General features: G+C 63.0%; 13 protein-coding genes. 10 read left to right on the top strand and 3 right to left on the bottom strand.

The features are described from left to right. The first annotated feature begins 206 nt into the window (after positions 1–206). The 4 genes from ppdK (at position 207) to FJ978_RS23360 (ending at position 5,033) form a co-directional block, all read left to right on the top strand. Complete coding sequence (ppdK, locus tag FJ978_RS23370) at positions 207–2,885, top strand: pyruvate, phosphate dikinase (protein ID WP_013896536.1); 2,679 nt, start codon at positions 207–209, stop codon at positions 2,883–2,885. Positions 2,886–3,013: 128 nt separating this feature from the next. Further along, a complete protein-coding gene (locus FJ978_RS23365) occupies positions 3,014–4,117 on the top strand; it encodes a glycosyltransferase family 9 protein (protein ID WP_013896535.1) in 1,104 nt (367 codons plus the stop codon). After that, the gene (locus FJ978_RS32865) at positions 4,117–4,260 is read left to right on the top strand and encodes a hypothetical protein (protein ID WP_013896534.1); all 144 of its coding nucleotides are present in this window, start codon (positions 4,117–4,119) and stop codon (positions 4,258–4,260) included. Before FJ978_RS23365 ends, FJ978_RS32865 begins: the two co-directional genes overlap by 1 nt. Positions 4,261–4,292: 32 nt before the next feature. Further along, positions 4,293–5,033 (top strand): polysaccharide deacetylase family protein, encoded by a 741-nt coding sequence (locus tag FJ978_RS23360; protein ID WP_013896533.1) that lies wholly within the window; start codon positions 4,293–4,295, stop codon positions 5,031–5,033. A 76-nt stretch (positions 5,034–5,109) separates the two neighbouring features. Here FJ978_RS23360 and FJ978_RS23355 read toward each other — a convergent pair whose 3' ends face one another. Further along, on the bottom strand, positions 5,110–5,499 hold the full coding sequence (locus tag FJ978_RS23355; RefSeq protein WP_013896532.1) for a DUF427 domain-containing protein: 390 nt from the start codon (positions 5,497–5,499) through the stop codon (positions 5,110–5,112). A gap of 131 nt (positions 5,500–5,630) precedes the next feature. Next, the gene (locus tag FJ978_RS23350; protein ID WP_013896531.1) at positions 5,631–5,987 is read right to left on the bottom strand and encodes a hypothetical protein; all 357 of its coding nucleotides are present in this window, start codon (positions 5,985–5,987) and stop codon (positions 5,631–5,633) included. Positions 5,988–6,309: 322 nt separating this feature from the next. On the opposite strand from FJ978_RS23350, the gene FJ978_RS23345 reads away from it, so the two are divergent. Further along, positions 6,310–7,938, top strand: coding sequence for a fatty-acid--CoA ligase (locus tag FJ978_RS23345; RefSeq protein ID WP_013896530.1), 1,629 nt, complete (start codon positions 6,310–6,312; stop codon positions 7,936–7,938). An 81-nt stretch (positions 7,939–8,019) separates the two neighbouring features. Next, the gene (locus tag FJ978_RS23340) at positions 8,020–8,805 is read left to right on the top strand and encodes a DUF1499 domain-containing protein (protein ID WP_140574327.1); all 786 of its coding nucleotides are present in this window, start codon (positions 8,020–8,022) and stop codon (positions 8,803–8,805) included. Between the two features lie 42 nt (positions 8,806–8,847). Here FJ978_RS23340 and FJ978_RS23335 read toward each other — a convergent pair whose 3' ends face one another. Then, positions 8,848–9,753, bottom strand: coding sequence for an MBL fold metallo-hydrolase (locus FJ978_RS23335; protein ID WP_013896528.1), 906 nt, complete (start codon positions 9,751–9,753; stop codon positions 8,848–8,850). A 186-nt stretch (positions 9,754–9,939) separates the two neighbouring features. Here FJ978_RS23335 and FJ978_RS23330 point away from each other — a divergent pair, with 186 nt between their 5' ends. The 4 genes from FJ978_RS23330 to rfbC all read left to right on the top strand — a co-directional run bounded on the left by FJ978_RS23330 (position 9,940) and on the right by rfbC (position 13,147). Beyond that, positions 9,940–10,530, top strand: coding sequence for a biotin transporter BioY (locus tag FJ978_RS23330; RefSeq protein WP_013896527.1), 591 nt, complete (start codon positions 9,940–9,942; stop codon positions 10,528–10,530). A gap of 63 nt (positions 10,531–10,593) precedes the next feature. Continuing rightward, positions 10,594–11,628, top strand: coding sequence for an NAD-dependent epimerase (locus FJ978_RS23325; RefSeq protein WP_013896526.1), 1,035 nt, complete (start codon positions 10,594–10,596; stop codon positions 11,626–11,628). A gap of 82 nt (positions 11,629–11,710) precedes the next feature. Further along, positions 11,711–12,592, top strand: a complete 882-nt coding sequence (gene rfbA, locus FJ978_RS23320) for a glucose-1-phosphate thymidylyltransferase RfbA (protein WP_013896525.1) — start codon at positions 11,711–11,713, stop codon at positions 12,590–12,592. Then, positions 12,593–13,147, top strand: coding sequence for a dTDP-4-dehydrorhamnose 3,5-epimerase (gene rfbC / locus FJ978_RS23315; protein ID WP_140574324.1), 555 nt, complete (start codon positions 12,593–12,595; stop codon positions 13,145–13,147). Positions 13,148–13,174 lie beyond the last annotated feature (27 nt).

Below are 13,174 nucleotides of genomic sequence, written 5' to 3'. Positions count from 1 at the left end.
TTTATGTTCTAGTGGGGGCGTAGTGAGGTGGCAAGTCTTTTTTGCCGCACCCTTGGACATCGCTTTTTCTTAATCGATTGTAGGGGCCGGACGACTTTGCCGGCACCTTGCCTTTCGCACTGCAGCATCATATCGCTCCAAGGTCGGACGCGGCGGAACCATTGGTTTCGTCAATCTTTCCAATCTCCCGCAACCGGAGAGCAAGCATGACCAAATGGGTTTTCACCTTTGGCGATGGTGCGGCGGAAGGCCGTGCCGCCGACAAGAATCTGCTGGGCGGCAAGGGCGCCAATCTGGCCGAAATGTGCAGCCTTGGCTTGCCGGTGCCGCCGGGCTTCACCATCACCACCGAGGTCTGCAACGCCTACTATGCGAACGCCCGCGCCTACCCGGCGGGCCTGGAAGCCGATGTCGCGGTCGCGCTCGACCACATTGGCCAGCTGACCGGCCGCCGGTTCGGCGATCCGTCGAAGCTGCTCTTGGTGTCGGTGCGCTCCGGGGCGCGCGCCTCGATGCCTGGCATGATGGATACCGTGCTCAATCTCGGCTTGAACGACGAGACCGTCGAGGCGCTGGCCGGCGATTCCGGCGATGCGCGCTTTGCCTATGACAGCTATCGCCGCTTCATCCAGATGTATTCCGATGTGGTCATGGGTCTCGATCACGAAGTGTTCGAGGAAATCCTGGAAGACCAGAAGGCGAGCCTCGGCCACGAACTCGACACCGAACTGACGGCCATCGAATGGCAAGGCGTGATCGCACTCTACAAGGCCAAGGTCGAGGAGGAGCTCGGCAAACCCTTCCCGCAGGATCCGCATGAGCAGCTCTGGGGAGCCATTGGCGCCGTGTTTTCGAGCTGGATGAACAACCGCGCCATCACCTACCGGCGCCTGCACGACATCCCCGAAAGCTGGGGTACGGCGGTCAATGTCCAGGCCATGGTGTTCGGCAACATGGGCGAGACCTCGGCCACCGGCGTCGCCTTCACCCGCAATCCGTCGACCGGCGAAAAGCAGCTCTATGGCGAGTTCCTGGTCAATGCGCAGGGCGAGGATGTCGTCGCCGGCATCCGCACGCCGCAGAACATCACCGAGGCGGCGCGCATCGCCGCCGGCTCCGACAAGCCGTCCTTGCAGAAGCTGATGCCCGACGCCTTCCAGTCCTTCGTGACGATCTCCGACAGCCTGGAAAAGCACTACCGCGACATGCAGGACCTCGAATTCACCATAGAGCGCGGCAAGTTGTGGATGCTGCAGACCCGGTCCGGCAAGCGCACCGCCAAGGCGGCGCTGAAGATTGCCGTCGAAATGGCCAGGGACGGCCTGATCACGAAGGAGGAAGCAGTCGCCCGCATCGATCCGGCCTCGCTCGATCAGTTGCTGCACCCGACCATCGACCCGAAGGCCGCGCGAGACGTCATCGGCGTCGGCCTGCCGGCATCTCCCGGCGCCGCCACCGGCGAGATCGTCTTTTCCTCCGGCGATGCCGAGGATCTGAAGGCGCAAGGGCGCAAGGCGATCCTTGTGCGCATCGAGACCAGCCCCGAGGACATCCATGGCATGCATGCGGCGGAAGGCATCCTGACCACGCGCGGCGGCATGACCAGCCATGCCGCCGTCGTCGCGCGCGGCATGGGCAAGCCCTGCGTCTCCGGCGCCGGCTCGCTGCGCGTCGACTACAAGGCCGGCACGCTGCTCTCGATGGGGCAGACCTTCCGCAAGGGCGACATCATCACCATCGATGGCGGCAACGGCCATGTGCTGAAGGGCGCCGTGGCGATGCTGCAGCCCGAACTCTCAGGCGATTTCGCCGCCATCATGGAATGGGCGGACGCGGTGCGGCGCATGAAGGTGCGCACCAATGCCGAAACGCCGCTCGATGCCCGCATGGCGCGCTCCTTCGGCGCGGAGGGCATCGGACTTTGCCGCACCGAGCACATGTTCTTCGACGGCGCTCGCATCGTCGCCATGCGCGAGATGATCCTGGCCGACACCGAGAAGGACCGCCGCACCGCGCTTGCCAAGCTTCTGCCGATGCAGCGCTCGGATTTTCTGGAACTCTTCGAGATCATGGCCGGCCTGCCGGTGACGATCCGCCTGCTCGACCCGCCGCTGCACGAATTCCTGCCCAAGACCGAGGAGGAGGTGGCCGAAGTCGCCGCCGCCATGAACGTGTCGCCGGACAAGCTCCGGCAGCGCACCGACGCCCTGCATGAATTCAACCCGATGCTCGGCCATCGCGGCTGCCGGCTGGCCGTCTCCTATCCCGAGATCGCCGAGATGCAGGCGCGGGCCATCTTCGAGGCCGCCGTCGAGGCCGGCAAGAAGGCCGGCGCGCTGGTGGTTCCCGAGATCATGGTGCCGCTGGTCGGCCTGGTGAAGGAACTCGATTACGTGAAGGCGCGCATCGATGCGGTCGCCAAGAGCGTCATGGACGAGACCGGCGTCAAGATCGACTATCTGACTGGGACCATGATTGAGCTCCCCCGCGCGGCGATCCGGGCCCATGTCATCGCCGCTACAGCCGAGTTCTTCTCCTTCGGCACCAACGACCTTACCCAGACCACTTTCGGCATTTCGCGTGACGATGCTGCCTCTTTCCTGGAGACCTATCGCCAGAAGGGCATCATCGAGCAGGATCCGTTCGTCTCGCTCGACATCGATGGTGTCGGCGAACTGGTGCGCATGGCTGCGCAAAAAGGCAGGGCGACGCGGCCCGACATCAAGCTCGGCATCTGCGGCGAACATGGCGGCGACCCGGCATCGATCCGGTTTTGCGAGGAGGTCGGGCTCGACTATGTGTCGTGCTCGCCCTATCGCGTGCCGATCGCCAGGCTGGCGGCCGCGCAGGCGGCGGTACAGGTGGCAAAGATCGGGCGCGGATAGGACGCCAGCCCGGATCGAAGCTTACGGTTTTGTATGAAAGCTCACGCGAACGTGCTGATGGCATTGCGTAATCTCGACATTGTTCCTGCCCAATTTGCGGATGGCCCGCCAATTGTCTCCGGAATCAAATGTTGCAGATATCACCCGCGCCGTTCCGCTCGATCCTGGTCATTCAGACGAAGTTCATCGGCGACATCGTTCTCGCCTCGACGCTCGCCAGGAACCTGCAACTCGAATTTCCCGGCGCCAGGATCGTGTTCCTCTGCGAGGCTCAGTTCGAGAGCTTCGTGATTGGGCATGGCATCGCCGCCGAGGTGGTCACGTTCAGGCGGGCCCGCATGCGGGGCACCCCGCTGGAGCGTGGAAAAGAGCTCTATGCGATGGTGCGGGCGCTGCGTCGGTTCCGCTTCGACCTGACGATCGACCTGACCGATTCAAAGACCTCGCGCATCGTGAGCGGGTTCGTCAACGCAAAGACGCGCGTCGGCTACAATCCTCCCGAAAGGCCCCTGAAGCTGCTGGAGCGGCAGCCCGCCAATCTGTATGCCAAGCCGTACGGGTTTGGCGGCCATCATTTCGTCTATCGCTATCTCTCGCCCCTTGAAGCGCTTGGCGTCGATCTGCGCGTCACCGTGCCAAGCTTTCAGCCGTCGCTGTTCGAGACGGCGAAAGCCCTGGCGCTTCTGGGCAAGCATCGTCTGCGACCGAACGCCTTCGTCGCCGTGCATGCGGGCGCGAGTTTCAAGGGCCGGCAATGGCAGCCGGAACGGTTTGCCGAGGCGATCGACGAAATTGCAATGGGTACCAGACTGGGCGTCGTCCTGGTGGGAGGGCCGAGCGAACGCCAGGCGACCGCACCGATCCTCGCCAGGACGGCGACGCCGGTCGTCGACCTAGTCGGTAGGCTGTCGCTCGAGACCTTGCTGGCTGTCCTGAAACAGGCCCGGCTGTTTCTCGGCAACGAGAGCGGCCCGATGCACATGGCCGCCGCCGCGGGTACGCCGGTTGTCGGGCTGTTCGGCCTGACGCATCCGTCGCGCTGGGGGCCTGTTGGCGTGCCCAGCATCGCGCTTCGGCCGCCGATGCCATGCGACTGCGTGGCCAAGGATCTGTGCCGCTGGCCCGACCCCAGCAAGGCGTGCTGCGTGTGGCGCCTGGAGGTGAAACCCGTCGTCGATGCGGTGCGCGAGGTGCTCGCGCGCACCGAGATGAAGCGCGAGCGCGCTGTCTGATGCATGTCGGGCTGACGGGCTTTAACGGCGGCAAGGCCGCCGTCGAAGGGTTCGTTCACCAACTGGTCGGTCAAATTGCCGCGTCAGGCATCTTTCTGCTATTCATCGTCCCGATTTCCGCCTTGATGCGGGCCTTGGGATAGCGGCTTGAAATCGCCTATCAGGAATTGGTTTGATGCATCTGCCGCAAAAACATCTCTGCATGATCGCCATGTCGCTGGCGGTAGTGTCCAGCGCTCACGCCGTGCCGCTGGTCGAGCCCACGCTGCATATAAAGCCTGCCGAAAGCGGGGCCGGCCGGGTCGCGCTGACGCTCGATGCCTGCGGCGGACAAACCGACACACGGATCCTTTCGGCGCTGGTGGAAAACAAGATCCCCGCCACCATTTTCGTCACCGGCATCTGGCTGAAGCGCAATGCCGCGGCCGTCGCGATCATGCACGCGCATCCCGACCTGTTCGAACTGGAAAATCACGGCGGCCACCATATTCCGGCGGTCGACACGCCGCAGAAGATTTATGGCATACGCAGCGCCGGCAGCCCCGAAGCGGTGCTGGCCGAGGTCGAATCGGGTGCCGCCGCATTGGCCAAGACGGGTGAACCGGCTCCGAAATGGTTCCGGGGCGCAACGGCCGAGTACAGTCCCTCGGCCATCGCGATGATCCGCAAGCTTGGCTTCAAGATCGCCGGCTTCTCGATCAATGGCGATGGCGGCTCATTGCTGGGTGCCAAGGAAACCGCCAGGCGCATCGCCGCGGCCAAAGATGGCGACGTCATCATCTCGCACATCAATCAGCCGACCCATGCCGCCGGCGAAGGCGTGGTGCAGGGCCTGTTGGCGCTCAAGGGCAAAGGCATGACCTTCGTACGTCTCGACGATGCCGATGGCATGGGCAACAACGGCACCACCGACTGAGGGTGCGTCGATATTGGGTGGTGATCGGCCCGCCCTCAAATCTCAACCCACCCTGAGTGCCTTCAAGTCGAAGAACTCAGCTAGGCTTGGCTTCGATGGTGACCTTGCTGGCGTAGAACGCCCCGTGATCGCGGATGTCGGTCATTTCGTCGAACGGATGCCGATAGGCCCACATCGCGTCCTTGCCCGCCTCGCCGGCCGGCAGCACGCTCCAATAACTGGCATCGCCCTTGTAGGGACAATGGGTGGAGTGCTCCGTGCCGGTGAGCTTGTCGAAATCGATGTCGGCGAACGGAATGTAGAAGGCTGCGGGGTAGGGGGCCTCGGTCAGCACCTTGGCCCTCGTGGACGATGCGATGACCGTATCGCCGGCGCGGACGGTAACGGTGCCGGCATAGGGCTCGATGGTGATGATCTTGTCGGGATTGCGCTGGAAGCCGGGGGCAGGGTTGGCGATCTTGTCCATGCTGGTTCTCCTTACCTGGCTCCCTAAAATGTGGCGGGCACAGCCATTGCGCAAGGTCCGTTCGCATCACGAAAACCGGCGCCAATCGCCGAGGCGTGGCGCTATAGCGCTTTCGAGTGTCAGCCGAGGATTCAGGCGGCGGTTCTGAATGCGTCCATCAGTCCGGCATAGGCGGCTGCGATGCCCGCCACCGGGTTGCTGCTTCTCGAAACGGTCTCGACCTTCAGCGAGCCGCCGCCGGTCGGCAGGGTGAGCAGCAGGAACTGGCGATTGCCGCCGTCGCCGACGGATGCCGCCGCGACATGCTGGCCTTCGCCTCCGCTTTCGACACACATCTTGAACAGCAGCGTGCCGCCGACCGCTTCGAGCGCGCCGCCGACAACTTCAACAAATTCGTCCTCGGAAACAGTCTTCTCGTCCGGCACCAAATCGGCCAGGCTTTCGGCAAGTGTGCTCTCCAGAGCCTTGTCCTCGAGTTGCGCGTCCATGCGAACCTCTTTCAGTCGCCAATCGCACCCCTTTGCCCGTTAACGAAACTTAACGCCGACGATGGCCGGATTGTGGCGGATTTCCCGGTGATTTCGGAGGTAGGAGACTGCCGTCACGGCGGTGATTTGGACCCTCCTGCCATCTCGGTGGCATGAGGGGTCAGCAGGCCGAAATCCAAAACATGCCGGAATTCAACCGCTTGCCGTTACGGCACGGACACCGAAATTCGTTAGCCGCGCAAGCGGGTGACTGGACAATCCGCCGGTTCGCTTCACAATGCGCCAAAGCTACGACGCAAAATGCGCGAGGGAGGAGGAACGGATGCTGGGGCTGATGCAGGAATGGCCGCTGCTGTGCCACAAGCTGATCGACAACGCCGAACGGCAACATGGGGTGCGCGAGATCGTGTCGCGCTCGATCGAGGGACCGATCGTGCGCACCACCTATGCCGATATCCACCGTCGTTCCCTCAAGGTTGCCCAGCGGCTGGAACGCGACGGGTACGGGATGGGCGACCGCATCGCCACGCTGGCCTGGAACACCGCGCGCCACATCGAGGCCTGGTATGGCATCATGGGCGTTGGCGCGATCTATCATACACTCAATCCGCGCCTGTTTCCCGAGCAGATCGTCTGGATCATGAACCATGCCGAGGACAAGGCTGTCTTCGTCGATCTCACCTTCGTGCCGTTGCTCGAAAAGATCGCAAGTGCCGTCAAATCGCTGAAACAGGTGATCGTGCTGACCGACAAGGCGCACATGCCGCAAACCACCTTGCCCAATGCCGTCGCCTACGAGGACTGGCTTGACGGGGTCGATGGCGATTTCGGCTGGAAGACCTTCGACGAAGGCACTGCCGCCGGCATGTGCTATACGTCGGGCACGACGGGCGATCCCAAAGGCGTCGTCTACAGCCACCGCTCGAACGTGCTGCACGCCATGATTGCCGCCATGCCCGATGCGATGGGTCTGTCGGCGCGCGACACGATCCTGCCGGTGGTGCCGATGTTCCACGCCAATGCTTGGGGCCTTGGCCAGAGCGCACCGATGATCGGCGCCAAGCTGGTCATGCCCGGCTGCAAGATGGACGGCGCCTCGATCTACGAGTTGCTCGACACCGAGAAGGTGACCTTCAGCGCCGCAGTGCCGACCGTCTGGATGATGCTGCTGCAATATCTGGAGGAGACCGGCAAGACGCTTCCCCATCTGAACAAGGTCGTCATCGGCGGCTCGTCCTGCCCGCGTGCGATCATGACGAAATTCCAGGACAATTACGGTGTCCAGGTCATCCATGCTTGGGGCATGACCGAAATGTCGCCGCTAGGAACCCTATGCACCCTGAAGCCCGAATATGCCGGCCTCGAGGGCGAGGCCCGGCTCGACGTCCAGGGCAAACAGGGCTACCCGCCCTTCGGCGTCGAGATGAAGGTGACCGATGACGACAACAAGGCGCAACCGTGGGACGGCAGGACATTTGGCCGGCTGAAGGTGCGCGGCCCCGCGGTTGCCCGCGCTTACTATGGCGGTGTGGGCGCCGAGCAGTTCGACGAGGACGGCTGGTTCGATACCGGAGACGTCGCCCACATCGATGCCGGCGGCTACATGCAGATCACCGATCGCGCCAAGGACGTCATCAAGTCCGGCGGCGAGTGGATTTCGACCATTGACCTCGAGAATCTGGCTGTCGGTCACCCGGATGTGGCGGAAGCGGCGGCCATCGGCGTCCACCATTCGAAATGGGGCGAGCGGCCGTTGCTGGTCGTCGTCGCCAAGCCCGGCAAGGAGCCGACCAAGGCTGGTATTCTCGACTTCATGGACGGCAAGGTGGCCAAGTGGTGGATGCCCGACGATGTCGCTTTCGTCGGCGAGATACCGCATACCGCCACCGGCAAGATCCAGAAGATCACCTTGCGCCAGCAGTTCAAGGACTACCGCTTGCCGACGGATTGACGGGGATGTTGCATGTTTCGGCTTCAAGCCGCCGCGAAAAGGCACTAGACCTCGGTCCGGGTTGGGGCGTCGCAGAAGACAATGGTTAGTATTCCCGAACGGCAAACGTCGAAGGCGGCCGGCTGGTCGCGGCGCACGGCCGCATTTTCGGCGGTGCTTTTGCTGACCGACTATGTCGGCCATCGCTTCGGCCTTGTCGAAACGCCGGTGTTCCTGTGGGTGCTGGGCATTGTCGCGCTGCTGGCGGCGCTGGCGCTATTGTTCGCCGCCTTTGCCTTTTCGAGGCTGTGGAATTTCGGTGACCGCGGCGGCCGCGACCTGACCGTCGGCGTCGTGCTGGCCCTGTTGGTGCTGGTCCCCTACGGCGTTGCCGTGTACTGGGCCACGATCTATCCGCCGCTCAGGGATATCTCGACCGATTTCGAGGAACCGCCGGCGCTCGACATCAGCGACCGAACGAAGGACATGAACGTGCTCTCCCCGCCGACGCCGGGCGAACAGCGGCTGCAGACCGACAGCTATCCGCTTGTCACCGCGCGCAGCTACGACCTGCCCTTCGAGACCATCGTCAACGCCGTCGAAACCGTGCTCGACAGGCGCGGCTGGGACCTTTCCCAGCCATACCCCGACCTCGCCGGGCAGAGCGAGGTTACCATCACAGCCGTTGCCTCGAGCTTCGTGCTCGGCCTTCCGGCCGACGTGGCGATCCGCGTGACGGATGATGGGGACACGATCATCGTCGACATGCGGTCGGCGTCGCGTTACGGCCGCTACGACCTTGGCGACAATGCCGCGCGCGTCACCGATTTCCTGGCGGAACTCGATCAGGAAGTCGCCGGCCAGGTCGGCGCGGCTCCGGCCGAATAGTCGGTTTCCCGCGGATAGTGCGTTTGCGTCCGGGGAAGCCTATCAGGCAGGCGCGAAAATACCGTCGATGGCGGGGGCTGCGTCGGTCGACACCATGCCGCGTGCCACCAAGTCCTCGAGATGGGCAAGCACCGATAGCCCGGCAGCGCCGTGCAGCCGTGGATCGGTATCCCTGTAGATTGCCTTGACCATGTCGGGGATCGTCCGGTCACCGGCCCTGACCCGCTCCAGTATGGCTCGTTCGCGCATCTTGCGATGCGTCTTCAGCCCGCGCATGAAATTGCGCGGCGCCGTCACTGGTCCGCCATGGCCAGGCAGCAGCAGGCGATCGCCGCGCTCGATCAGCCGGTCCAGCGACGCCATGTAATCGGCCATTGCCCCGTCCGGCGGCGCGACGATGGACGTCGCCCATGCCATGACATGATCGGCCGAGAACAGGATGCCAGTTCCCTCCAGCGCGAATGCCGCGTGATTGGCGGTGTGGCCGGGGGTCAGAACCGTCCGGATCGCCCAGCCGTCGCCGGCGACCAACGCCCCGTCAGGCAGCGCGATGTCGGGAACGAAAGCAGTGTCGGCGCTGGCATCGAGCGCATTGGTTTCGCCGGTGTGCAACGGCCTTGCCGGCCGATGCGGGCCCTCCGCCAGCACGGCGGCGCCGGTGCGCTCTTTCAGCCGCGTCGCCAGCGGTGAATGGTCACGATGCGTATGGCTGACGAAGATATGGCTGACCGGCCTGCCGGCGATCACGTCGAGCAAGGTCTGCAGATGCGCCTCGTCATCCGGCCCGGGGTCGATGACCGCCAGCGTCTCGCGCCCGACGATGTAGGAGTTTGTGCCGTGAAAGGTAAACGGGCTCGGATTTCGGGCCGTGATGCGCCGCACGTCGGCTGCCACGTCTATCCCGTGACCGTAGCCGGGATCGAAACTGGTATCGAATTTGAGAGCCATGTCTTTTCGAACCATGTCTTTTCGAAGCAAGCCTTTTCGACCATGTCGGGCACATTGTTTCCTGGAACAATGTAGGCACTTTGTTCCAGGAACGGCAAAACCGATTGCCGCATAGCACGCAAGCCAATATAGGAAAACGCTGAGACCGCGATTGCTGGATCGCGACAAATCGGATTGGGGAAGACCATGGCAACTGCAACGACGATGCGCCCGCTTGTTTCTCTGGCTCTGCCGCAAGAAGGCGCGGCGCGACTGGCAACGCAGCTTCTCCTGGCGATTGCCGGAACGCTGCTGCTGACGCTGTCCGCCAAGACCAGGGTGGTCCTGGGTCCTGTCGATATCTCGATGCAGACGCTTGCCGTCTTCCTGATCGCCGCCGCCTTCGGCATGCGTCTCGGCGTTGCCACCCTGCTGCTCTATATGGCGGAGGGCGCGATGGGCTTCCCGGTCTTCCAGGGCACGCCGGAGAAGGGTATCGGCATTGCCTATATGGTCGGGCCGACCGGCGGCTATCTCGCTGGCTTCGTCGTCATGGCCGCTATTGTCGGCTGGGCCGCCGATCGCGGCTGGGATCGCCATCCGATCAAGCTTGTCAATGCGATGTTGGTTGCCGAAGTCGTGATGATGGCAATGGGCTTCGCCTGGCTGGCGATGCTCATCGGTCCGGAGAAGTCCTGGCAGTTCGGCGTCGTGCCGTTTATCGTCGGCGACCTGATCAAGGTTGCGCTCGCGGCGAGCCTGGTGCCGGCCGTCTGGTCGCTGCTGAAGCGCTCCTGAGCCCCGCAGCAAGCCGGTATGCCATAGACGTCAGGGGTCCACTCCCGGAGACGGTCGCTTCTGATGAAGGTTCTGGTCACCGGCGCCGCCGGCTTCATAGGCTATCATGTCGCCAGGCGGCTCCTGGAGCGCGGCGACGAGGTCGTCGGCGTCGACAGCATCAACGACTATTACGATCCGCGCCTCAAGCAGGCGCGGCTGCGGCTTCTGGCCGAGGCGAGCCGAAGCACCAATGCCGGCTATCATTTCATCCACGGCAATCTCGCCGACAGGACCGTGGTTGACGGCTGCTTTGCCGAACACGCCTTCGACCGGGTAATCCATCTCGCCGCCCAGGCCGGGGTGCGCTACAGCCTGGAAAATCCGCGCGCCTACGTCGAAAGCAACATCGTCGCTTTCACCAACATGCTCGAGGCCTGCCGCCACAGCCGTGTCGGGCACCTGACCTATGCCAGCACCTCGAGCGTTTACGGCGCCAACACCGACATGCCGTTTTCCGAGCATCGCCCGGCCGACCACCCGCTGCAGTTCTACGCCGCGACCAAGCGCGCCAACGAGCTGATGGCGCACAGCTACAGCCACCTGTTCGGGCTGCCGACCACTGGTTTGCGCTTTTTCACCGTATACGGTCCCTGGGGCCGTCCCGACATGGCGCTGTTCCTGTTCACCAGGAGCATCCTGGCGGGCGAGCCGGTCAAGCTGTTCAACAACGGCAATCACACGCGCGACTTCACCTATGTCGAGGACATTGCCGAAGGCGTGGTCCGCGCCAGCGACAGCCCCGCCGCGGCCAACCCTGCCTGGGATTCCGGCCATCCGGACCCGGCGACGAGCAGCGCGCCCTGGCGCATCTTCAACATCGGCAACAACAACCCGGTGAAGCTGGCCGCCTATGTCGAAGCGCTGGAAAACGCGCTTGGCCGCAAGGCCATCGTCGAATTCTTGCCGCTGCAGGCAGGCGACGTGCCCGACACTTTTGCCGACACCTCGGCGCTGCAACAGGCCGTCGGCTACCGCCCTGGAACGTCCGTATCGGAAGGCGTAGGGCGGTTCGTGGAATGGTATCTGGCGTATTTTGGTAACGAGTCCAGGATATAAGCCGCGCAGGAGGCAGCTTTCTCAAGGTGTAGTGTGGCTACCGCTGCTGCCGAGGGGAGTAGGCTATGTCAGGGAGAGCTTCTTGAAAGGAATTATCCTTGCGGGAGGTAGTGGAACGCGCCTTTATCCGCTGACTTTGGCAATCTCCAAACAAATTCTTCCGGTATACGACAAACCGATGATCTACTATCCGCTGAGCGTGCTGATGCTCGCGGGAATTCGGGAAATCTTGGTTATTTCAACGCCACGGGACCTCCCTGTTTTCCGGGAATTGCTCGGTGACGGATCGGAGTTTGGGCTGGATATCTCCTATGCGGAGCAGCCGCAACCCAATGGGCTTGCGGAAGCTTTCATCATCGGTCGCGAGTTCATTGGCAAGGACAGCGTCTCGATGATCCTGGGCGACAACATCTATTTTGGCGACGGGCTGTCGCAGCTTTGCCGCGCCGCCGCTTCGCGCGACAAGGGCGCCTCGGTCTTCGCCTATCATGTCGAGGATCCTGAACGGTATGGCGTTGTTTCTTTCGACAAGACCACCGGAACCGCGCTCACGATCGAGGAAAAACCGCAAAAGCCGAAATCCAATTGGGCCGTTACCGGGCTATATTTTTACGACAACACTGTCGTCGATATCGCTTCGACCATCCGCCCTTCGGCCCGAGGCGAGTTGGAAATCACGGCAGTCAACAATGCCTACCTCGATCGCGGCCTGCTGCATGTGCACCGATTGGGCCGTGGCTATGCCTGGCTCGACACTGGGACTCATGACAGTCTGAACGATGCCTCTTCCTTCGTGCGGACGATTGAACATCGACAAGGCATCAAAGTCGCCTGTCCCGAGGAAATCGCTTTCGAACAGGGCTGGCTGACGGCGGACAAGGTGCTGGAGCGCGCGACCCGCCTGGGAAAGAACGAATACGCGGCCTATCTGCGCCGGCGTGTCGCCGATCTTTCGGAGGGGTAGATGCTGGAGGTGAGACCGCTTGGCATCGACGGGGTGCTGGAAATAGTTCCAAAGCGGCATGGCGATGCGCGCGGCTTCTTCGTGGAAACCTACAATGCCGAGCGCTTTGCGCAGGCCGGCATCGACCTCGTTTTCGTGCAGGACAACCATTCCTATTCCGCCGCGGCGGGCGTGCTGCGCGGATTGCACTACCAGCTTGCGCCGCGCGCCCAGGACAAGCTGCTGCGCGTCATCCGTGGCAGCGTCTTAGACGTAGCGGTCGATATTCGCCGCGGTTCGAAGACCTTTGGAAAATGGGTCGCTCTCGAAGTGTCGGCTGAGAAGGGCAACCAGATCCTGGTGCCAAAGGGCTTTGCGCATGGCTTCGTGACGCTCGTGCCCGACACCGAGGTCCTGTATAAGGTGACCGACACCTATTCGCCCGAGCATGACCGCTCGATCTGTTTCGATGACCCGGCCATCGGCATAGAATGGCCGTCGCTGGCCAGCGGGTTCCAGCTTTCGGACAAGGATCTCAAGGCGCCGCTGCTCGCCGCCGCCGAGGTGTTTGCCTGATGTTGCCAAAGGTGCGTGAGGACAGCA

Source organism: Mesorhizobium sp. B1-1-7, from assembly GCF_006442705.1.
In the GTDB taxonomy this organism is placed as follows: domain Bacteria; phylum Pseudomonadota; class Alphaproteobacteria; order Rhizobiales; family Rhizobiaceae; genus Mesorhizobium; species Mesorhizobium opportunistum.
This window is presented reverse-complemented; position numbering and strand designations above follow the sequence as displayed.

Excerpts from the sequence above, each read along its gene's own strand:
- FJ978_RS23325 (WP_013896526.1), top strand. The coding sequence starts at position 10,594 with ATGAAGGTTCTGGTCACCGGCGCCGCCGGCTTCATAGGCTATCATGTC.
- FJ978_RS23355 (WP_013896532.1), bottom strand. The coding sequence starts at position 5,499 with ATGGACAAGATCGCCAACCCTGCCCCCGGCTTCCAGCGCAATCCCGAC.
- FJ978_RS32865 (WP_013896534.1), top strand. The coding sequence starts at position 4,117 with ATGCATGTCGGGCTGACGGGCTTTAACGGCGGCAAGGCCGCCGTCGAA.
- FJ978_RS23350 (WP_013896531.1), bottom strand. The coding sequence starts at position 5,987 with ATGGACGCGCAACTCGAGGACAAGGCTCTGGAGAGCACACTTGCCGAA.
- FJ978_RS23330 (WP_013896527.1), top strand. The coding sequence starts at position 9,940 with ATGGCAACTGCAACGACGATGCGCCCGCTTGTTTCTCTGGCTCTGCCG.
- FJ978_RS23365 (WP_013896535.1), top strand. The coding sequence starts at position 3,014 with ATGTTGCAGATATCACCCGCGCCGTTCCGCTCGATCCTGGTCATTCAG.
- FJ978_RS23345 (WP_013896530.1), top strand. The coding sequence starts at position 6,310 with ATGCTGGGGCTGATGCAGGAATGGCCGCTGCTGTGCCACAAGCTGATC.
- FJ978_RS23360 (WP_013896533.1), top strand. The coding sequence starts at position 4,293 with ATGCATCTGCCGCAAAAACATCTCTGCATGATCGCCATGTCGCTGGCG.
- ppdK (WP_013896536.1), top strand. The coding sequence starts at position 207 with ATGACCAAATGGGTTTTCACCTTTGGCGATGGTGCGGCGGAAGGCCGT.
- rfbC (WP_140574324.1), top strand. The coding sequence starts at position 12,593 with ATGCTGGAGGTGAGACCGCTTGGCATCGACGGGGTGCTGGAAATAGTT.
- FJ978_RS23340 (WP_140574327.1), top strand. The coding sequence starts at position 8,020 with ATGGTTAGTATTCCCGAACGGCAAACGTCGAAGGCGGCCGGCTGGTCG.
- FJ978_RS23335 (WP_013896528.1), bottom strand. The coding sequence starts at position 9,753 with ATGGCTCTCAAATTCGATACCAGTTTCGATCCCGGCTACGGTCACGGG.